This window comes from Erwinia sp. V90_4, from assembly GCF_029967685.1.
Taxonomy (GTDB): Bacteria; Pseudomonadota; Gammaproteobacteria; order Enterobacterales; family Enterobacteriaceae; genus Erwinia; species Erwinia aphidicola.
In genome coordinates this window covers 1-20,084 of record NZ_JASCAQ010000079.1, presented here as the reverse complement: position 1 = coordinate 20,084, position 20,084 = coordinate 1, and the positions used below count along the sequence as shown (strand labels likewise).

Below are 20,084 nucleotides of genomic sequence, written 5' to 3'. Positions count from 1 at the left end.
CCTACGGATATCTGATGCGGGCCTGGCATGCCGTGGCCCCTACGGATATCTGATGTGGGCCTGGCATGCCGCGACAGCTGCGGATTTGTACTCTGGTTTTGTAGGGGTCAGGCATGCCTGACCCGCTAAGCCATCAACCGTTGTTGATAGTCATTTCTATCATCATCTATCCCGCTGACGAGATTCTATATTGGGGGCGTAAGAATTTCGTAAAAAATGCGATATTTAATCAGGAATGCTCACGATCTCCAGCCACCTCCCAGCGCTTTATACAGCGTGATCTGCTGGTTTAACTGCCCCAGACGGGTGGCAATCAGCGACTGCTGGGATGCATACAGTGAACGCTGCGCGACCAGAACATTGAGATAATTATCCACGCCTTCACGGTAGCGCACCGTGGCAAAGCGGAAATTGCGCTGGTTTGCCGCCTCATCCAGCTGGCGTGCTTTTAGCTCATCCTGATAGGTTTCCTGCCCCGCCAGGGCATCCCCCACCTCTTTAAACGCGGTCTGAATGGTTTTTTCATAGTCGGCGATTTCAATGCGTTTTTGCAGTTTCGCGATATCCAGATTGGCCGAATTCACCCCGCCATCGAAGATCGGCAGGCTGATACTCGGGCCAAACGACCAGGCCGCGGTGCCGCCGGAGAGCAGGTGGCTGAAAGTGGCCGAGGTCGAACCGCCGGAAGCGGTCAGGCTGATGCTGGGGAAGAACGCCGCCCGCGCCGCGCCGATATTGGCGTTGGCGGCTTTCAGGGTATGTTCCGCCGCGATGATATCCGGGCGGTGGGTCAGCAGGTCAGACGGCAGGCCCGCTGGCGTGGCCGGAAAGTGCCACGCTTTCTGCAGGCGCGCGCCCGCCAGCAGGTCCGGCGGCAGATCGCTCCCCACCAGCAGCGCCAGCGCGTTAACGTCCTGACGCACCTGACGGCTGTAGCTGGCGATATCGGCCTGCGCCGTGCGCACCGACGTTTCTGCCTGTACCAGATCCTGCTCGCTGGCCACGCCGCCGTCATAGCTGCGTTTGGTCAGGTCATATGAATCCTGCTGACTTTTCGCCGTCTCCTGCGCCAGTGCCAGCAGCTCGTTATCCGAGCACAGCGACAGATAGCTCGAAGCCACTTCGGCGATCAGGCTGATCTGCGTCGCGCGCTGGGTGGCTGCGGTGGCCAGATACTGTTCCAGCCCCTGGTCGCGCAGGCTGCGCAGGCGGCCGAAGAAGTCCAGCTCCCACGCGGTCACCCCCAGGCTGGTACTCATCTGATGATAGGTTACCGGGCCGCTGCTCTGCGTGCTGTAAAGGCCCCCTGGCAGATGGGTGCCACTCCCTTCAGCATCGAGGTCGATGGACGGCAGCAGCGCCGCACGGTCAATTTGCACCTGCGAACGCGCCACTTCCACGTTCAGCGCCGCCACCCGCAGGTCGCGGTTATTGGCGAGCGCGCTGGCAATCAGTTGGTGCATCACCGGGTCGGTAAAAAAGCTCTGCCAGCGGATCTCTGCGCCATTTCCGGCGTGGGTTCGATCCTGGCTGCCATAGTGCGTGGCCACCGGCAGCGCCGGACGATGATAGTCCGGCTCCATGGTACAACCCGCCATAATCAGCGCCAGCGGCACAACACCCAGAGTGAATGACTTACGCATCATGTTTTTCATCCTCAGTTTGCGTCTTTTTAGTACGCGTGAAGCACTGTGAGATCGCCACATAGAACATCGGCACAAAGAAGATGGCGAGGAAGGTTGCGGTGATCATGCCTCCCACCACCGCAGTACCAATAGAGTGCTGGCTACCCGCCCCCGCGCCGTGCGAAATGGTCAGCGGGAATACGCCCAGCACAAAGGCCATGGAGGTCATGATGATCGGTCGGATACGCAGCCTGGCCGCTTCGGTTGCCGCTTCCACCAGGCTCTTGCCGTGGTTATCGTGCAGTTCTTTGGCAAACTCGACGATCAGAATGGCGTTTTTCGCCGCCAGCCCGACGGTGGTCAACAACCCGACCTGGAAGAACACATCATTGGTCAGCCCGCGCAGCAGCACGGCAAGAATGGTCCCCAGCACGCCGAGCGGCACCACCAGCAGCACAGAAATGGGAATCGACCAGCTCTCATACAGCGCCGCCAGGCACAGGAACACCATGATGATCGAAATGGTATACAGCGCCGGGGTCTGCGATCCGGACATCTGCTCCTCATACGACAGGCCGTGCCACTGCACGCGGAACCCTTTCGGCAGCGTGGCGGCAATCTGATTTACGGCCTTCACCGCATCGCCGGAGCTGTAGCCTGCCGCCGGGGAACCCATAATTTCTACCGCCGAGACGCCGTTAAAGCGCTCATAGCGCGGCGAACCGTACTGCCATTTGCCGCTGCCAAACGCCGAATACGGCACCATATCGCCGCTGGCATTGCGGAAGTACCACTTGTCGAGATCTTCCGGCGTGACGCGCGAACCGGCGTTACCCTGCACGTAAACTTTCTTCACGCGCCCGTTGTAGATGAACTGGTTAACGTAGGTCGACCCCCAGGCGGTGGAGAGCGTGTCATTGATATCTTCCAGGCTCAGCCCCAGCGCGCGGGCGCGTTCATCGTCAATAATCAGGTGGTACTGCGGCTCATCCTCCATGCCGTTGGGGCGGGTGGCGAACAGCCGTTTGTCCTGCGCAGCCTTGGCGAGGAACTGATTACGCGCCGCCATCAGCGCAGCATGGCCCTGGTTGTTGATATCCTGCAGGAAGAAGTCGAAGCCGGTGGCGTTACCCAGCTCCATGACCGCAGGCGGCACCAGCGCGTAGGCTTTGACATCTTTCAGCGTGGCGAAGTACGCCATGGTGCGCGCAGCCACTTTAGCCACCGACTCATTGCTGTTGCGCTGATCCCAGGGTTTTAGCAGTACGAAGGACATGGCGGTATTTTCCCCGCGCCCGGCAAAGCTAAAGCCGTTCGGTGAGAACACCGATTGTACGGCGGGTTCATGCTTCAGCAGCCAGGCTCCGGCCTCATCCAGCACCTGCTGGGTACGCTCGCTGGAGGCGTTTGCGGGCAGGGTCATCTGCATCATCATGACCCCCTGGTCCTCGTCCGGCAGGAACGAGGTCGGCACGCGGGTAAACAGGTAGCCGGTGGCGCCGACAATCACCAGGTAGACGATAAAGAACAGGCCACGGCGTGAGATCACCGTGCCCACGCTGCGGGTATAGCTCAGCGCCCCGGCGTCAAATTTGCGGTTGAACCAGCCCGCGAAACCGGTGGTTTTCACATTGGCCGAGCTGGCTTTTAGCAGCGTGGCGCAGAGCGCAGGCGTGAAGATCATCGCCATCAGCACCGACAGCACCATCGCCGAAACGATAGTGATCGAGAACTGGCGGTAGATGGTCCCGGTCGATCCGCTGAAGAAGGCCATCGGCAGTAGCACCGCCGACAGCACCAGCGCAATCCCCACCAGCGCCCCCTGAATCTGCTGCATCGATTTAATGGTGGCCGCTTTCGGATCCAGCCCTTCGTCATGCATCACGCGCTCGACGTTCTCTACCACCACGATGGCATCATCCACCAGCAGGCCAATCGCCAGCACCATGCCGAACATCGTCAGTGTGTTAATGGTGTAACCGCAGGCGGATAAAATACCGAAGGTGCCGAGCAGCACCACCGGCACCACCATGGTGGTGATCAGGGTAGCGCGCAGGTTCTGCAGGAACAGCAGCATCACCAGGAACACCAGGATAATCGCCTCAATCAGCGTTTTCACTACCTCGTGGATTGAGGCGCTGACCACCGGAGAAGTGTCATACGGGAAGTTCACTTTTACGCCGTCAGGCAGGAACGGCTCGATGGTTTTCACCGTGGCGCGCACGCTGTTAATCGCATCCAGCACGTTGCCGCCGCTGGCCAGGCGCAGCGCAATCCCCACGGAAGGTTTACCGTTAAAGGTGGCGGAAATACTGTAATCCTGCGGACCGAGGTCGACACCGCCGACATCACGCAGGTGCACCTGCGAGCCGTCCGTATTTACCTTCAGCAGGATATTTTTAAACTGTTCCACCGACTGCAGGCGCGTCTTGCCGACGATAGTGGCGCTGAAGCGCGCCCCCTGCACGGTTGGCAGCCCCGCCAGCTTACCGCTGGAGACCTGGACGTTCTGCTGGGTGATGGCGGTGGTGATATCGCTGGGGATCAGCTGATATTTGTACAGTTTCGCCGGGTCGAGCCAGATGCGCATGCCGTACTCAGACCCCAACACGATAAAATCACCGACGCCGTTACTGCGGGCGATGGGGTCCTGCAGTTTCGACACCAGCAGATCCGCCAGGTCGCCGTTGCTCATATTAGGGTTGCTGGAGGTGAGACCAACGACCAGCATAAAGTTTGCCTGGTATTTACGGATGTTGATCCCCTGATTCACCACCTCGGTCGGCAGCTGGGATTCCGCCAGCGACACTTTGTTCTGCACCTGCACCTGGGCAGTATCCGGGTCGGTGCCCTGATTAAAGGTGACAATGATGGTCGCGCTACCGTCACTGTTACTCTGTGATTCGATATAGCGCAGATTATCCAGCCCGTTGAGCTGCTGCTCGATAACCTGGACCACGGTGTTCTGGGTGGTCTCCGCGCTGGCGCCTGGGTAAGCCACCTGCACCGAGATCGCCGGCGGCGCAATGTTAGGATACTGATTGATCGGCAGGCTGTAGATCGACAGTGCGCCGACCAGCATCACCACGATTGCCACCACCCAGGCGAAGATCGGGCGTTCAATGAAGAATTTTGACATCTGATTTTCCTGATTTACTGCGCGGAAGGGTCGGTGGTGGTGAGGTTGGCCTGCGGCGCGACTTTAGGCTGGCTCGCCGTGGCGTTGACTCGTGTTCCGGCTCGCACGTTTTGCAGGCCGTCCACCACCACGCGGTCGCCCGCTTTCAGGCCGGAGTTGACCAGCCAGGCTTTGCCGACCATCTGACCGGTGCTCACCATCTGCACTTGCAGCCGGTTATCTGCCCCCACCACATACGCATAGGGCCGACCTTTGGTGTCGTGCATAATCGCTTCCAGCGGCACCAGCAGCCCCTGCTCGGCAACGCCCTGCGGCAGGCTGGCATGCACAAACATTCCCGGCAGCAGTTGGCGCTGAGGGTTCGGGAATGCGGCTCGCAGCGTCACGCTTCCGGTGCTTTCATCGACGGTCACCTCAGTGAACTCCAGCTTCCCTTCCAGCGGGTACGCCGAGCCATCCTCCAGCGTCAGTTTTACGGCGGCGGCATTCTGCCCTGCTGCCTTCAGCCTGCCATCAGCCAGCGCGCGCCGCTGTGCCAGCAGGTTGAGCGAGGACTCGCTGACGTCAACGTAGATCGGGTCAAGCTGCTGGATCAGGCTCATATAGCCTGTCTGCCCGCTGGTGACCAGCGCGCCTTCCGTCGACAGCGAGCGGCCAATATGACCACCGATCGGTGCCAGCACGTGGGTGTAATTGAGATTGACCTTGGCGCTTTCGAGATCGGCTTTCGCTTCGCGCGCGGCGGCAACGGCATCATCCCAGGTCTGGAAGCTGATGGCGTGGGCGGCGGCCAGCGGTTTGTAGCGCGCCGCCAGCTTGTCGGCGTTAATTGAGGTTGCCAGCGCCTTATCGTAAGCAGCCTGATAGGTCGCCGGATCGATCTGGTACAGCGGCTGCCCGGCTTTTACCTCGCTGCCTTCGGTAAACAGGCGTTTGAGGATAATCCCGCTCACCTGCGGGCGAACTTCCGCGGTACGTACCGCAGTGGTGCGGCCAGGCAATTGAGTAAACAGCGTGACGGGCTGGCTGTGTAACGTCGCGACGCCGACGTTGACGGCAGCCTCGCTAATGGGTGGCGCGGGCGTCCGATCGCAGGCGGCCAGCAAAAAAATTAAACTCGCGGGGAGGATCCTTAAGCGCATGGTGAAGTCTCAATTAGATGATACTAATTAGTAACGAGAGTGATTACTCTCATAAAGGAGAGCCATTATAGAGGGAGCGTCATCCTGACAGTGTTAAGTTTCTGCAAGGGTTGTTATCGAAACGCTACGTTTAAACGCTTCGTGCCGAATCAACATAATCAACAGCCGCATATGGCCCCTTCGTACGGTTCATTCGCTGTTATTAGCCGCGCGGTTCAATCCCTCGCCGACGCAGCTCACGCCGGGCCAGCTCCTTCAGCCAGCAGGCAAGCGTGACATTGTCATCGTCGGTCAGCGTTCTTAGCTGAGCGTGAAGTTCAGGGTTGATACGCAACTGAAAAGCCGCTGAGCGGCCACCGACTTTCTGCGTCCTGTCTTTAAGTTTCGGCATCGTGAGCAATTCCTGAGAGTAAAAAAGCGCCCCTTGTCGCGCTACCAACACATCAAGGGGCTGACACCACGCAATGGAATGCAGAACTGCGTAGTGGTAGAAGCACCTTACAGGGTCGGAATTTTTTCTTTTGACGATTGGTGTAGTTAAAGCGGCTGCAGATGTTAGCGAGTCTTTCTGCTGACATGATTAGGTAAACGGAGAGTGGCAGGCAAAAAAAACCCACGCATCCGCGTGGGTTGGTGCAACTGAACAGGGTATCAGCCTGCCGGGAGCAGGCTGCATTCTCACCAATCAATACCTCTGGGAAAGCTATTGTCATCTGAACCCCTTGGGGAAACCAGCAAACAAAAGCAAATGATTGGCGCGAAATGAAACCAGTTATGACCGCTGCTGCACTTCTTTACATATTGATTGTATTGAGATTTTTCTTACCCATGGTTATTTAAGGCATCGGGGGCGATATTCATATGCTTCAGCACCGGGCCAATAATATTGCCAAATACCGGGGCCGCAACCGAGCCACCAAAGTGGTCGCCGGCGGTTGGGTGGTTAATCATGATCACCAGCGCCACCTGCGGGTTACTGGCCGGGGCCACGCCTGCCGTGTAGTTAATGTAGCCACCGTCATATTTTCCGCTGTCGCCCATCTTTTCGGCGGTACCGGTTTTAATTGCCAGGCGGTAACCCGGCACGGCGGCGCGCACGCCACTGCCACCCGGCAGCGCATCGCTCTCCATCATGTGTACCACCGAACGCACCGTATCCTCCGGTGCGACCCGGGTGCCCATGACCGGCGGGCTGACCTTAGTGATCGACAGCGGACGATAAACGCCAAACGAACCCAGGGTGGCATATTCCCGGGCAATCTGCAGCGGGGTGACGCGCAGGCCATAGCCGAATGAGAAGGTGGCGCGTTCAATATCGGCCCAGCGCTCGCGGTGCAGCGGGAAGTAGCCCACGCTTTCACCGGTCAGCCCCAGCCCGGTCGGCTTGCCCAGCCCGAACGAGTGATAGGTGTTGACCAGCACTTCGGCAGGCATCGCCAGCGCGATGTGCGATACGCCGATATCGCTCGATTTTTGCAGGATGCCGGTCATGGTCAGGCGCGGCCAGTGGCCAACATCGCGAATCAGGTGACCGTTGACGCGGTACGGCGTGGTGTCCAGCACCGAGTCCGGGCGCACCAGCTTGCGGATCAGCCCTTCCATCACCACCAGCGGCTTCACCGTCGAACCCGGTTCATAGCTGTCGTTGATCGCCGTATTGCGCATCTGCATCGGCGACACATCGACAAAATTGTTCGGGTTGAAAGAGGGGTAAGACGCCATACCGAGGATCTCCCCGGTGTCGATCTTAATCAGCACCGCCGCGCCCGAATCCGCTTTATTGAGGATCACCCCGTCGCGCAGCTTGCTGTACATGGTGTACTGATCAAATTTGTCGATGCTGAGCTGCACCGTCGGCGGCTGCTTGGGCGGCTCGTAGTTGATCATCGCCACAATATTGCCGTTGGCATCCTGGCGATATTTCTCCACGCCCGGCGTGCCCTGCAATAGCTTGTCGAAGCCCTTCTCCAGCCCGGTCAGGCCGGTATTATCCGCGCCGACAATCCCGAGCAGTGGGCCGGTCGCCTCAGACATCGGGTAGAAGCGGCTGTCGTCATACACGGTGGTGATGCCGGTCAGGTGCAGCTTGGCGATATCTTTGGCAATGCCGAGTTCGATTTTACGCCCAAGATACAGGAAGCGGCGATTGGGATTGGCGTTGATCTGGGCCGCCAGCTGCTCCGGGCGCTGATCGAGCGCATTCGCCAGGTATTCCCACTTGTCGCTGGTAAAATCCGGGTGCGCTTCCAGCACGCGCTGCGGGTCCGCGATGATATCGCGCGACGGCACGCTCAGGGCCAGCGCTTCACCGTTACGGTCCAGCAATGTGCCGCGGTTAGTCGGCAGCGTAACGGTACGCAGCGAGCGCTCGTCCGCCTGCTTCTCCAGCATTGGATGGTTGATGAGCTGCAAATCCGCAGTGCTGGCCAGCAGGAACACCAGGCAGCCCAGCACACCCAGGCACACCAGCCGGAAACGCACGGGATTAAAAGTGGGAGCAGGCTGATCTTTAGCCTTATTTCGTTTGAGCGGCGGCATCAATTTTCCGGAAAAGAGAACGAGGTAACTATGCGGGAGTTATACAAAAAATGCAGGTGGGTTAACAGGGAAACTGTGTTTCAGATCGTGAGTGACAGGCAAAAAAAACCTGCGCATCTGCGCAGGTTGGTGAAACAAAGCGATAAAAACTTTTTGATGTTCACCCATCAATACCTCTGGGATCTGAACTGTAGCAATCCCCCCACTTCAGCCGCTACCGCGCAATCGCAACAGTTACCCGCAAAATGTAACCAGCTATGTGATATGTAGGGGTTTCTGCAATCTTCTCCACTTATTTCAGCCAGCATCCCTGGGTTTTACGAGACGTCTTCCAGTTCAGCTTTCTCACGGTTCACTTATGCAATCATTTCGGTTAAATATTGAGCCTGTATCACCTGCTGCGCTATATTTGTGTTAATAGTTAACACAGAGGCAGCTATGGCACGTACAACCAGCGTTACAATTGGCGCACAACTTACTGAATTTGTGAATAGAATGATTGAAAACGGACGATATGGTTCTACAAGTGAAGTGATGCGAACCGCACTCAGGTTACTTGAACAGAAGGAGTTGGAGATGGAAGCATTAAGACAGGCTATAGAGCAGGGTGAATTGAGCGGGGAAAGCGCATTATCGCTGCACGATATTGCCGCGCAAAATAAGAGGGAAATTGATGCGCTGCGCCTTATTGTCTGATGAAAACTTAGCCCGCATCGCTCCTTAAGCCTGCGGGCTTGAGTTTTTAGCCCTCTTTTCAGTCCGTCACCTCTGCCTTTTTAATTTCCACCAGGCAGCTCATCGCGTTCGGGCCCTGGGTCAGCGATGAGGTGCCGATATCCAGCGTCAGCACGTTAGGATTTCCGGCGCGATCGTACGGCTTCCACGCTTTACCAAAGCCCGGATCGAACCAGGCGCCGGTGGCGATCAGTACCACCTGCGGGCTGACGCCGTCGGTAAGGCGCACCCCGGCCTGCATACGGCCACGGTCGTTGCTCACTTCAATCACGTCGCCGTCGCTGATGCTGCGTGCGGCCGCATCGTCAGGATGCATCCACAGCGTTTCACGCCCGGCGGTTTTATTGGCCTGCACGGAAGGGGTCGCATCCATCTGACTGTGCAGACGGTCGTGCGGCTGAATGGAGATCATGTGCAGCGGGAAGCGCTCGCCAATTGGCGCACCCAGCCACTCCTGCGGCGGCTGCCACTCGGGATGCGGTGCGAAATCTTCCAGCTGATAACCGGCAATGGTTTGTGAGAACAGCTCGATCTTGCCGCTAGCGGTTTTGATTGGGTTGGCAATCGGGTCCTGGCGGAAATCGGCCATAAAGACCCACGGCTTTTCGCTCGGCGGGATCTCGACGTGGCCCTGCTGCCAGAAGGTTTCAAACTCCGGGAAGTCGATGCCTTTGCCCTGATGCGCCAGCGCGCAGCGCTGGTAAAGATGCTTGATCCACGCCATCTCATCACGCCCCTCGGTAAAGGTGTCGCGGTAGCCGAGGCGCTCTGCGATATCGGCAAAAATGTCGAAGTCATTACGCGCCTGATGCTGCGGCTTGATCGCCTGATGCATCGCCAGCACGAAGCGGTCCTTCGAGGAGCCGCCGATATCGTTACGCTCAAGGGAGGTCGTCACCGGCAGCACGATGTCCGCCATTTGCGCCGCGGGCGTCCAGACAATATCCTGCACGATCACCGTGTCCGGGCGCTGCCAGCCCTCTACCAGCCGGTTGAGCTGCTGATGATGATGGAACGGATTGCCACCGGCCCAGTGGATCAGGTGGATATCCGGGTAGTGATGCGTCTTGCCCTGGAAGCGATATTCCTGGCCCGGATTCAGCAGCATGTCGCTGATACGCGCCACCGGGATCGCCAGATCTTCAATCGGGTTGCGCCCGGTCGACATCAGCGGCGATGGCCCCTCGGTGCGCGGGTTGCCGACGCTGTTCATTGACCCATGCCCGAAGGAGAAACCCGCTCCCGGCAGGCCCGGCTGACCGAGCATCGATGACAGCGCGATCATCATCCAGTACGGCTGCTCGCCGCGATGGGCGCGCTGTACCGAATAGGAACAGGTAATAAAGCTGCGTTTGCCGCACAGCTGCTGCGCCAGCAGGCTGATACGCGCCGCCGGGATACCGGTAATCGCGCTGGCCCACTGCGCCGTTTTCGCCTGCCCGTCGCTGTGGCCAAGCAGATAATCGCGCAGCTGCGGATAGCCCACGCAGTGCGATTGCAGGAAGGCATTATCTACCGCGCCGAGGCGCTCAATTTCAAAACCAAGCGCCAGCATCAGCGCCACGTCGGTATTCGGGCGGATCGGGATCCACTCTGCGTTAACAAACGCCGGGCAGTCATCGCGCATCGGGCTGATGTTAATCACCGGCGTGCCTTTAGCCGCCAGCTGCATCAGCGCGGGTTTCAGGCTGTGCTCCCCTGCTCCGCCGGACGCCACCTGACTGTTTTTCAGCGCCAGGCCGCCAAAGGCGACAAAAATCTCGCAGTGATCGACCACGCTCGGCCAGTCGGTGACGCGCCCGGTCAGCGGCATGTAGGTGCCGATAACATACGGCAGGAAGAACTGCGCCGCCCCCCAGCTGTAGTTGCCCTGCTGGTCGATGCCGCCGCCGCCCAGGTTATAGAAGCGGCGTACCAGCGTGCGCGCGTGGTTGACGCGCCCGGCAGAGGACCAGCCGTAAGAGCCGTTGAAAATGCCGCTGGCACCGTAGCGATCGCGCACGCGGCGGTTCTCATCCGCCACCAGATCGAGCGCGGTTTCCCAATCCACCGCGACAAAGTCCTCGCGCCCGCGCAGGGTGCGGTCGCTTTTCTCACGCGATTTCAGCCACGAGCGGCGCACCATTGGCTGGCGGATACGTTTATCTGAATAGACCAGCTCGGGAATGGTGTTGAGCATCGGGGACGGATCCTGGTCCGCGAAAAAAGGCTCGCAGCGCAGCAGTTTTTCATTTTCAACCACGGCACTGAAGGCACCCCAGTGGGCCAGATGGGGCAGTTTTTTTATCGTCATGGCAGGATCCGCTATTCGGCAAATTTTCTGGAAACTCAGAATATCATCTTTCACCGTACCCCGGCAGATGTCGTTTATCTCTCCGGTTTGCGATGGCTGCGACACTCTGCACGCTTGCAGTCGCTGGCGCTTTCCGCAACACTATCCGCTATGTAAACGCTTACCCAGGAAGGCATTTAACCGATGGCTACCATTAAGGATGTTGCCAGGCTCGCGGGCGTTTCGGTTGCTACCGTCTCACGCGTGATTAATCACTCCCCCAAAGCCAGTGAAGCATCAAGGCTGGCCGTCACCCAGGCGATGGAGTCGCTGCAGTACCACCCGAACGCCAATGCGCGGGCGCTGGCGCAGCAATCCACGGAAACTATCGGGCTGGTGGTCGGTGACGTTTCCGATCCGTTTTTCGGCGCAATGGTGAAATCGGTTGATGAAGTCGCCTGGCAGACCGGTAACTTTTTGCTGATTGGTAACGGTTACCATAACGAGCAGAAAGAGCGTCAGGCGATTGAGCAGCTTATCCGCCACCGCTGTGCGGCGCTGGTGGTTCACGCCAAGAAAGTTCCCGATGAAGATCTGCTGCCGTTAATGCAGCAGATCCCGGGGATGGTGCTGCTCAACCGCGTGCTGCCCGGCTTTGAAACGCGCTGCATTGCGCTGGATGACCGCTACGGATCCTGGCTGGCGACGCGCTACCTGATCCAGCAGGGTCACAAAAATATCGCGTTTATCTGCTCTAACCATCCGATCTCCGATGCCAGCGACCGCCTGCAGGGCTACTACGACGCGCTGAAAGAGCACAGCCTGCCGTGCAACGACCGGCTGGTGGCGTTTGGCGAGCCGGATGAAGTGGGCGGCGAGCAGGCGATGACCGAACTGCTCGGCCAGGGGAAAACCTTTACCGCGGTGGCCTGCTATAACGACTCGATGGCCGCCGGGGCGCTGGCGGTGCTGAGCGATAACGGCGTGCGCGTGCCGGAAGAGATGTCGCTGATTGGCTTTGATGATGTGCTGGTGTCGCGCTATGTGCGCCCGCGCCTGACCACCGTGCGCTATCCGATTGTCACCATGGCGCAGCAGGCTGCCGCGCTGGCATTGGCATTAGCCCACGGCCAGCCGCTGCCGGAGGTCACCAACCTGTTCAGCCCAACGCTGGTGCGCCGCCATTCGGTGGCATCGCCGCAGTAACCCTGCGAAAAACGGGCGAGGCATGCCATCGCCCCTACACCGTATCCGTGGGATCGCCGCAGGGCGACGCCCTATCCGTGGGATCGCCGTAGGGGTCGGGCATGCCCGACCCGCAGCACCCCCGGCCTCATTAACCCGCGATCGATGCTTCCTCTAACAGCCAGCGGCGGAACAGGTCGATCTCGGTTTCCTCTTTACGCGACGCTTTCACCATCATCCAGGTGGCGCGGTCCACTTCGGCAAAGCCCAGCGGTGCAATCAGCGATCCGTCCCGGATCTCTTTTTTCACCAGGATCTGCGGCGTCATAATAATCCCCAGTCCATTACGCGCCGCCTGAATCGCCAGCGTCAGATTATCAAAATGCCTGCCTGCCCAGAAATCGCCGCGCGCGCCGGTTTTCTTCGCCCATTCGGCCCAGGCGTGCAGTTTAGTATCGGCATGCAGCAGCGGCAGAGTAGAGAAATCGGTCTCGTAGTTGAAGCGGTTAGCGAACAGCGGCGAACAGACCGGGCCAATATAGTCGACGGTAATCAGCGTAGCGGCAATGTCCTCCTGCAGCGACTCCTCGTGGCTGACGATCAAAATATCCGTGTACTCATTACGCACCCGTTCAATATCCACATGGGTTTGAAAGGTGAGGGCAATTTCGGCGTGGCGTTCGGTGAAGCGGCTGATACGTGGAATCAACCACTGCGCCAGGAAGCTCGGCGCGCAGGAGATCGTCAGGCTGTGCAAATTTCTGGCCCTGATTTTCTCACAGGTTACTTCAATTTCACGAAAGGTTTGCATGCAGCAAACCTTAAGGCGCTCGCCGTCGGATGTTAGCTGAACCCGACCATTTGCCCGCAGAAACAGCGGCTTGCCCAACCACTCCTCAAGCTGCTTGATTTGATGGCTGACTGCGCTATGCGTCACGTTCAGTGATTGTGCAGCCAGGCTAAAGCTTTGGTGCAGGGCTGCCTGATGAAAATAGCGTAAAGCGCGCAGAGAAGGGAGGCCGGACATAAAAATACCCTGTGAGAAAATCTAACAGCAAGTGTCTGTTTATATCATTTTAAAGTCCAGCACGATTTCCCTACTCTGGCTGCGGAGTCGGGAGCGTTGTCCTGCCAGCGACCAGCGGACACCCCAGGATTGAGGCTCCAGCGACACAGCCGTATTTTCCTCTTGTCAGCCCACAATAACGAACAACTGCTATGTGAAGGAAAGGAAAATGACAAACCAGCACTCCATCAAACCACAGCTCGTCATGTTTACCGGCGGTCGAGATAGCACCCTGGCGGCTTGTTATCTGATGTTACAGGGTATCCCTGTACACCTCTGGTCAGGAAACAGTGGATGTTCACTGCATCGCGGCATCCTGTCGCACCGCGTTGAAGAACTGAAAAACCGGTTTGGGGATCTCGTTGTCGGTCACACCATTGCCGACATCAGCGGGGCGTTCCGCTCTATTGCTATCGAACATCTGGAAACCGACATCCTGAAATACCGCAAAAACCTGGTGCTGCTGGGGGAGAAACTGGCTATCCACGCGCATCTGGTGGATTTTTGCCACCGCAACGACATCAACACCATCAACGATGGCATTACCCATTATCAGATGGAGTTCCCGGAGCAGCGCCAGGTGGCAAAAACCTTCCTGATGGAAATGATGGCGCAGTACGACATCAACTATCAGTCACCAATCTATGAATTTGCCCAGTCGGCGGACGATGTGAAATATCGCCTGTTACAGCTGGGGATCTCCACCAAATCACTCGAGGGGATCAGCATCTTTGCCGACAGCTTCTCCACGCCGAATGATGAGGTGATCCTCGCTTATCTGCGCGATAAGGCGCCGCTGGCACAGAATATCGTGCGCTTCCTGTCTGGTGAAACCCTGATGACGCCAGTGCTGAAAACCAGCGCCGCCGCCTGAAACTGAATAAGCAACGGTGACGCGCCCTGCGGGCTGCGTCGCCCGTTCGGAGCCTGAGATGAAAATAATCGTTAAGTGTGCGGCCATTATCATTAATCAGCGTTCGCTATTACTGACCCGCAAAAGCGGTACAGAGATTTTTATCTCCCCCGGTGGCAAGCCGTTGCCCGGTGAAGATCACCTCAGCTGCCTGAAGCGCGAACTTCAGGAAGAGCTGGGCGTACAGATTAAAAGCTTCCGGCCGTTTGGCCTGTTTCACGGCCGCGCCGAGTTTGAAGCCATGGCCATTGAGAACCACGTTTATCACGTGGAGATCGCCGGGCAGCCGCGTGCCGGAAGCGAAATTGAGGAGATTGCGTGGGTGAATTACCGCAAGCCTCCCTGTGAAATCCCGGTTGGCTCCATCTTCCGCGATAACGTTATGCCACTGCTTTTCCAGCAAGAGTTGATTAACTAATGGACGCATCCTCACTTTCCCCCCAGCTACAGCAGATCCACGGCGATCGATTCTACAAGCGAGTGCATATGCTGAGAGACGAACTGCGCGATGAACTGACCGAGGTGTACCAACTGCAGAACTACGATCTGTTCTTTGTGCAGTCGGTGCGCGTCGGGCTGGTGATCCTGTCGCACCTGTTCCATAAACAGGAAACCACGCTGTGCCTGGCGAAACACGCTCACTATCAGCCCATCAGTGAACTGTTCAGCATGGCGACCCAAACCGGGCCGGGGAGCGTGCCGATTATCACCCACGTCAACCCCTACACTGGCGAAGTGAACAGTCTGAAAGACTGCAAAGGAAAAGGGGTGGTCGATGCTTCCCACAGTTTTGCCACCACCCGTCACGCGGAACTGACGCAGGACAGCTCGATCTTTGTCGCCCCGCTGCATAAACATGCCTCTCTGACCGTCGGGCTGGCAATTATTGCGCTGCGCCCGGAGCATTTCAGCACGCTGATGCGCAGCGAACTGCGGCTGTTTGAGGACTCGACCTCTTCAGCTAAGCCGCTGGAAGAGGCGCTGGAAAACGTGCGCAGCAAAAGCTGGCAGCCTTACAACGTGGCGCAGGTCAGCAGGGTAGCGCTGAAAGATGTGGCGGGCATGGACTTTACCTCCATCAGCGAACCGGGCCTGCCGTTCAGCTGTTTTCCGGTGCCTGCGCTCAGCGAAAACCTGCAGCAACAGGTCAAAGATGCCGGTGCCAGCTATTTCCCGCAGACCAAAACGCTGCGTGTGTCGTGCTGGGCGCGCGGTGACGGGCAGCAATCGGTGGACATGACCGAACAGGTCGAACGTCATCTCCACACCCTGTGGGAGGCAAAATGAAAAACGGCTTCGCTTTAAACGGCAACATGATTGGCCTGCTCGGTGGGCTGATCCTCAGCACCGATTCGGTGTTTATCCGCATGATGGGCATTGAGAACTCCTGGCTGATCGTTGCGCTGCGCGGCATCTGCATGTGGGGGATCTGCCTGCTAATCTGGACCTTCTGGCGTCAGAGCCGGTCAACCATTGGTACGCCCTGGCTGACCAAGGATAATATCCTGTCGACGCTGTTTTTCTGCATCGCTTCCGCCTGCTTCGTTAACGCGCTGAACCGCGGCAATGTCGCTACGGTGCTGGTGATTATCTCCTCCACGCCGTTTATCTCCGCGCTGATCTCGCGCCTGCTGTTCAAAGTCGCAATCGATCGCAGCGTGATGCTGGCGGCGCTGGCGGGGATTGCCGGCGTCGCGATTGTGATGTCAGGACGCGGGCTGAGCGGCGATGGCGTGGCCAATCTTTATGCGCTGGCCACCGCCGTATCGATGGCGCTGGCGTTTATCTTCACCTCACGCGTTAGCGGCGGTAGTGCTGGCCTGCCTTCGCTCGGCGCGATGCTGGCTTCGCTCATCATCATGCTGTGGCCGGACGCTAACATGGTCGATAGTCTGAAAGTGTTATCGCTGGCGCAATATGGCTGGGTGATTGCCGAAGGGGCGCTGATCATGCCGCTGGCTATGGGTTTAATCACCTTATCGACCCGTTTTGTCTCCCCGGCGAATGCGGGCCTGTTTTTACTGCTGGAAACCGCACTTGCGCCGCTATGGATGTATCTGTTCCTTGGGGAAGTGCCAACAATTCATGCAGTTATTGGTGGGGCCATCATTATCATCGCGGTGATTTCGCAGTCGCTGTATGCGCGGCGCCAGGTGGCGTTACAGGACTACGCGGGTGCGGGTTAACCGCTCCCTTCCTTGTGGATACCGGGCCATAATGGTATGTTCTTGCCCTTGGATAACGTGATCATTTAAGCAATTCGCAAGGGGATTTACGCAATGCGTATTATTCTGCTCGGAGCTCCGGGTGCAGGTAAGGGGACTCAGGCTCAGTTCATTATGGAGAAATACGGTATTCCGCAAATCTCCACGGGTGACATGCTGCGCGCCGCGGTGAAAGCCGGTTCGGAGTTGGGTCAGAAAGCCAAAGAGATTATGGACGCCGGTAAACTGGTTACCGACGAACTGGTTATCGCACTGGTTAAAGAGCGTATCGCCCAGGAAGATTGCCGCAACGGCTTCCTGCTGGACGGTTTCCCGCGCACCATTCCTCAGGCTGATGCCATGAAGGAAGCGGGCATCAAAGTCGACAACGTGCTGGAGTTCGCGGTACCTGATGAACTGATCGTTGAGCGTATCGTTGGTCGCCGCGTACACGCGCCGTCTGGCCGCGTTTACCATGTGACGTTCAATCCACCAAAAGTGGAAGGGAAAGACGACGCGACCGGCGAAGAGCTGACCACGCGTAAAGATGACCAGGAAGAGACCGTGCGTAAGCGTCTGGTGGAATATCATCAGATGACCGCTCCGCTGATTGCTTACTACAGCAAAGAAGCCGCAGCAGGTAACACCGCTTACCACAAGATCGACGGCACCCGTAAAGTGTCTGAAGTCAGCGCTGAACTGGCTAAAATCCTCGGTTAATCCCTGGTTAGTGCTCATTGAGCCAGGAAAACCTGGCTCAATTGCAGCAATTGGTTTCTCCCCCGTCTTTTTCCGCTAAAATAAGTCTCGTTTGCATTTCGCACCATGCCTGAAATCAAGGAATAACAATGAGGCAAGATAAGCCCGGCGTACTGTTGGTTAACTTAGGCACACCTGATGCCCCGACCACACCAGCCGTAAAACGTTACCTTAAGCAATTCCTCAGCGACAAGCGCGTGGTCGATACTCCGCGCTGGCTATGGTGGCCGATTCTCAATCTCGCTATTTTGCCGCTTCGTTCACCGCGCGTATCAAAGCTGTATGCTTCAGTATGGATGGACGAAGGTTCACCGCTGATGGTGTATAGCCAGCGCCAGCGTGCGGCACTGGCGGCACGGCTGGATATGCCGGTGGCACTGGGAATGAGCTACGGAAATCCGAGCCTGAAAAGCGCCATCGACAGCCTGATGGAGCAGGGCGTTAACCGTCTGATCGTACTGCCGCTGTATCCGCAGTTCTCCTGCTCTACCGTTGCCGCGGTGTGGGACGGGATCACCAGCGTGTTTGCCGGTTACCGCAGTCTGCCGTCGGTAAACTTTATCCGCGATTATGCTGAGCACCCGGCCTATATCGCCGCCCTGAAAGCCTCGGTTGAGCGTTCGTTTGCTAAGCACGGCAAGCCGGATCTGCTGGTGGGCTCGTTCCACGGCATCCCACAGCGCTTTGCTAATGAGGGTGACGACTATCCGCAGCGCTGCCATGACACCTTTGAGGCACTGAAAAGCTCGCTCGGTCTCAGCAGCAGTGAGGCGATGCTCACCTTCCAGTCACGCTTTGGCCGCGAGCCGTGGTTAATGCCCTACACCGATGAGACGATGAAGTCCCTGCCGGCGAAAGGCGTGAAGCATGTGCAGATCATGAGCCCGGGCTTCTCGTCTGACTGCCTGGAGACGCTGGAAGAGATCAACGGCGAGAACCGCGAAATCTTCCTGCACGCGGGCGGCACGCGCTTTGAGTACATCCCGGCGCTGAATGATGATGAAGCCCACATCACCATGATGATGGAACTGGTGAATCAGTATCGCTAATCCCACGGGGCGGTAACGCCCCACAGCGATCGTCTCAGAGCGCATTTATGTTATCATTGCGCTCTGATCCCCTGCCCGTAGTCCGCAAATATGAAATTCCCCGGTAAGCGTAAATCCAAACACTATTTCCCCGTCAGCGCGCGCGATCCGCTGCTGCAGCCGGTTCAGCCGGTCAATGATGCCGCCAACAGCTGGATCGTCGGTATCGATCAGATCCTGGTGGATATTGAAGCCAAAGTGGACGACGAGTTTGTGGCCCGTTACGGCCTGAGCCTCGGGCACTCGCTGGTCATTGAAGATGACGTGGCGGAAGCGCTGTACGCCGAGCTGCACCGCGAAAACCTGATCACCCATCAGTTTGCCGGCGGCACCATTGGCAACACCCTGCATAACTACTCGGTACTGGCGGATGACCGCTCGGTCCTGCTCGGCGTGATGTGTGAAAACGTGCAGATCGGTGGCTATGCCTACCGTTACCTGTGCAACACTTCCAGCCGCACCGACCTGAACTATCTGCAGGGCGTGGAGGGGGCGATTGGCCGCTGCTTTACGCTGATTGGTGATAACGGTGAACGCACCTTCGCCATCAGCCCGGGCATGATGAACCAGCTGCGCCCGGAGAGCATCCCGGAAGAGGTGATCGCCGGAGCATCTGCGCTGGTGCTGACCTCCTATCTGGTGCGCTGCAAGCCGGGCGAGCCGATGCCCGCCGCCACCATGCAGGCGATTAGCTATGCCAAAAAGCATGATGTCCCGGTGGTACTGACGCTCGGCACCAAATACGTGATCGCCGATAATCCACAGTTCTGGCGCGATTTCCTGCGCGAGCACGTTTCGGTAGTGGCGATGAATGAGGATGAGGCGTTTGAGCTGACCGGAGAGAGCGACCCGTTACAGGCGGCGAATATCGCCCTCGACTGGGTGGATCTGGTGCTGTGCACCGCCGGGCCAAACGGACTGTATATGGCGGCGTTTACCGAAGAGTCCGGCAAGCGCGTGACCCAGCATCCGCTGCTGCCGGGGGCCATTCCGGAGTTTAACCAGTATGAGTTCAGCCGCGCCATGCGCCATCAGGACTGCACCCAGCCGCTGCGCATTTTCTCGCATATCGCGCCGTACATGGGCGGGCCGGAGAAGATTATGAATACTAACGGGGCAGGGGATGGCGCACTGGCCGCGCTGCTGCACGACATCACCGCCAACAACTTCCACCGGGTGAACGTGCCGAACTCCAGCAAGCATGCGCGCAGTTATCTGACTTACTCTTCGCTGGCGCAGGTGTGTAAATACGCCAACCGCGTCAGCTATCAGGTGCTGAATCAGCATTCACCGCGCCTGACGCGCGGCCTGCCGGAGCGGGAAGATAGCCTGGAAGAGTCATACTGGGAGCGGTAAATTCATCACGGGTTACAACCGCTCCCGGCCTGGTAGGGGCTGACCCTCTTTTTCGGTCAGCC

Annotated in this window: 16 protein-coding genes; 9 read left to right on the top strand and 7 right to left on the bottom strand. The window is 58.1% G+C overall.

What is annotated here, in order from left to right; translation table 11 throughout:
- Nucleotides 1–239: 239 nt before the first annotated feature.
- From QLG07_RS24220 to QLG07_RS24200, 5 genes are all read right to left on the bottom strand, one after another.
- Entirely contained in the window at nucleotides 240–1,646 is a 1,407-nt protein-coding gene (locus QLG07_RS24220; protein ID WP_282470308.1) for an efflux transporter outer membrane subunit, read from the bottom strand.
- Nucleotides 1,636–4,764 carry an efflux RND transporter permease subunit gene (locus QLG07_RS24215; protein WP_282470307.1) on the bottom strand — a complete coding sequence of 1,043 codons (3,129 nt, stop codon included), beginning with the start codon at nucleotides 4,762–4,764 and terminating at the stop codon, nucleotides 1,636–1,638. Before QLG07_RS24215 ends, QLG07_RS24220 begins: the two co-directional genes overlap by 11 nt.
- A 14-nt stretch (nucleotides 4,765–4,778) precedes the next feature.
- Complete coding sequence (locus QLG07_RS24210; RefSeq protein ID WP_282470306.1) at nucleotides 4,779–5,906, bottom strand: efflux RND transporter periplasmic adaptor subunit; 1,128 nt, start codon at nucleotides 5,904–5,906, stop codon at nucleotides 4,779–4,781.
- A 202-nt stretch (nucleotides 5,907–6,108) separates the two neighbouring features.
- A complete protein-coding gene (locus QLG07_RS24205) occupies nucleotides 6,109–6,297 on the bottom strand; it encodes a hypothetical protein (protein ID WP_048917186.1) in 189 nt (62 codons plus the stop codon).
- 431 nt (nucleotides 6,298–6,728) lie between these two features.
- Nucleotides 6,729–8,444 (bottom strand): penicillin-binding transpeptidase domain-containing protein, encoded by a 1,716-nt coding sequence (locus QLG07_RS24200; RefSeq protein WP_048917187.1) that lies wholly within the window; start codon nucleotides 8,442–8,444, stop codon nucleotides 6,729–6,731.
- Between the two features lie 438 nt (nucleotides 8,445–8,882).
- On the opposite strand from QLG07_RS24200, the gene QLG07_RS24195 reads away from it, so the two are divergent.
- Complete coding sequence (locus QLG07_RS24195; RefSeq protein WP_048917188.1) at nucleotides 8,883–9,140, top strand: type II toxin-antitoxin system ParD family antitoxin; 258 nt, start codon at nucleotides 8,883–8,885, stop codon at nucleotides 9,138–9,140.
- 58 nt (nucleotides 9,141–9,198) lie between these two features.
- Here QLG07_RS24195 and QLG07_RS24190 read toward each other — a convergent pair whose 3' ends face one another.
- Nucleotides 9,199–11,472: a molybdopterin guanine dinucleotide-containing S/N-oxide reductase gene (locus QLG07_RS24190; protein ID WP_282470305.1), complete on the bottom strand. Its 2,274-nt coding sequence runs from the start codon at nucleotides 11,470–11,472 to the stop codon at nucleotides 9,199–9,201.
- 183 nt (nucleotides 11,473–11,655) lie between these two features.
- Here QLG07_RS24190 and galR point away from each other — a divergent pair, with 183 nt between their 5' ends.
- Nucleotides 11,656–12,657 (top strand): HTH-type transcriptional regulator GalR, encoded by a 1,002-nt coding sequence (gene galR / locus QLG07_RS24185; protein ID WP_048917190.1) that lies wholly within the window; start codon nucleotides 11,656–11,658, stop codon nucleotides 12,655–12,657.
- Nucleotides 12,658–12,787: 130 nt separating this feature from the next.
- Here galR and QLG07_RS24180 read toward each other — a convergent pair whose 3' ends face one another.
- The gene (locus QLG07_RS24180) at nucleotides 12,788–13,663 is read right to left on the bottom strand and encodes a LysR substrate-binding domain-containing protein (RefSeq protein WP_048916893.1); all 876 of its coding nucleotides are present in this window, start codon (nucleotides 13,661–13,663) and stop codon (nucleotides 12,788–12,790) included.
- Between the two features lie 208 nt (nucleotides 13,664–13,871).
- On the opposite strand from QLG07_RS24180, the gene QLG07_RS24175 reads away from it, so the two are divergent.
- The 7 genes from QLG07_RS24175 (at nucleotide 13,872) to QLG07_RS24145 (ending at nucleotide 20,022) form a co-directional block, all read left to right on the top strand.
- Nucleotides 13,872–14,576 carry a hypothetical protein gene (locus QLG07_RS24175; protein WP_048916892.1) on the top strand — a complete coding sequence of 235 codons (705 nt, stop codon included), beginning with the start codon at nucleotides 13,872–13,874 and terminating at the stop codon, nucleotides 14,574–14,576.
- A gap of 58 nt (nucleotides 14,577–14,634) precedes the next feature.
- Nucleotides 14,635–15,033: an NUDIX domain-containing protein gene (locus QLG07_RS24170; RefSeq protein ID WP_048916891.1), complete on the top strand. Its 399-nt coding sequence runs from the start codon at nucleotides 14,635–14,637 to the stop codon at nucleotides 15,031–15,033.
- On the top strand, nucleotides 15,033–15,902 hold the full coding sequence (locus QLG07_RS24165) for a DUF6024 family protein (protein ID WP_048916890.1): 870 nt from the start codon (nucleotides 15,033–15,035) through the stop codon (nucleotides 15,900–15,902). Before QLG07_RS24170 ends, QLG07_RS24165 begins: the two co-directional genes overlap by 1 nt.
- Nucleotides 15,899–16,801: a DMT family transporter gene (locus QLG07_RS24160; RefSeq protein ID WP_048916889.1), complete on the top strand. Its 903-nt coding sequence runs from the start codon at nucleotides 15,899–15,901 to the stop codon at nucleotides 16,799–16,801. The genes QLG07_RS24165 and QLG07_RS24160 overlap by 4 nt, the downstream gene beginning before the upstream one ends.
- 93 nt (nucleotides 16,802–16,894) lie before the next feature.
- Nucleotides 16,895–17,539: an adenylate kinase gene (gene adk / locus QLG07_RS24155; protein ID WP_048916888.1), complete on the top strand. Its 645-nt coding sequence runs from the start codon at nucleotides 16,895–16,897 to the stop codon at nucleotides 17,537–17,539.
- 128 nt (nucleotides 17,540–17,667) lie between these two features.
- Complete coding sequence (gene hemH, locus QLG07_RS24150; RefSeq protein ID WP_048916887.1) at nucleotides 17,668–18,627, top strand: ferrochelatase; 960 nt, start codon at nucleotides 17,668–17,670, stop codon at nucleotides 18,625–18,627.
- Between the two features lie 90 nt (nucleotides 18,628–18,717).
- Nucleotides 18,718–20,022 carry an inosine/guanosine kinase gene (locus QLG07_RS24145; protein WP_048916886.1) on the top strand — a complete coding sequence of 435 codons (1,305 nt, stop codon included), beginning with the start codon at nucleotides 18,718–18,720 and terminating at the stop codon, nucleotides 20,020–20,022.
- Nucleotides 20,023–20,084: the final 62 nt, after the last annotated feature.

Coding starts and splice junctions, on each gene's coding strand:
- QLG07_RS24220 (WP_282470308.1), bottom strand. CDS start 1,646: ATGATGCGTAAGTCATTCACTCTGGGTGTTGTGCCGCTGGCGCTGATT.
- QLG07_RS24215 (WP_282470307.1), bottom strand. CDS start 4,764: ATGTCAAAATTCTTCATTGAACGCCCGATCTTCGCCTGGGTGGTGGCA.
- QLG07_RS24210 (WP_282470306.1), bottom strand. CDS start 5,906: ATGCGCTTAAGGATCCTCCCCGCGAGTTTAATTTTTTTGCTGGCCGCC.
- QLG07_RS24205 (WP_048917186.1), bottom strand. CDS start 6,297: ATGCCGAAACTTAAAGACAGGACGCAGAAAGTCGGTGGCCGCTCAGCG.
- QLG07_RS24200 (WP_048917187.1), bottom strand. CDS start 8,444: ATGCCGCCGCTCAAACGAAATAAGGCTAAAGATCAGCCTGCTCCCACT.
- QLG07_RS24195 (WP_048917188.1), top strand. CDS start 8,883: ATGGCACGTACAACCAGCGTTACAATTGGCGCACAACTTACTGAATTT.
- QLG07_RS24190 (WP_282470305.1), bottom strand. CDS start 11,472: ATGACGATAAAAAAACTGCCCCATCTGGCCCACTGGGGTGCCTTCAGT.
- galR (WP_048917190.1), top strand. CDS start 11,656: ATGGCTACCATTAAGGATGTTGCCAGGCTCGCGGGCGTTTCGGTTGCT.
- QLG07_RS24180 (WP_048916893.1), bottom strand. CDS start 13,663: ATGTCCGGCCTCCCTTCTCTGCGCGCTTTACGCTATTTTCATCAGGCA.
- QLG07_RS24175 (WP_048916892.1), top strand. CDS start 13,872: ATGACAAACCAGCACTCCATCAAACCACAGCTCGTCATGTTTACCGGC.
- QLG07_RS24170 (WP_048916891.1), top strand. CDS start 14,635: ATGAAAATAATCGTTAAGTGTGCGGCCATTATCATTAATCAGCGTTCG.
- QLG07_RS24165 (WP_048916890.1), top strand. CDS start 15,033: ATGGACGCATCCTCACTTTCCCCCCAGCTACAGCAGATCCACGGCGAT.
- QLG07_RS24160 (WP_048916889.1), top strand. CDS start 15,899: ATGAAAAACGGCTTCGCTTTAAACGGCAACATGATTGGCCTGCTCGGT.
- adk (WP_048916888.1), top strand. CDS start 16,895: ATGCGTATTATTCTGCTCGGAGCTCCGGGTGCAGGTAAGGGGACTCAG.
- hemH (WP_048916887.1), top strand. CDS start 17,668: ATGAGGCAAGATAAGCCCGGCGTACTGTTGGTTAACTTAGGCACACCT.
- QLG07_RS24145 (WP_048916886.1), top strand. CDS start 18,718: ATGAAATTCCCCGGTAAGCGTAAATCCAAACACTATTTCCCCGTCAGC.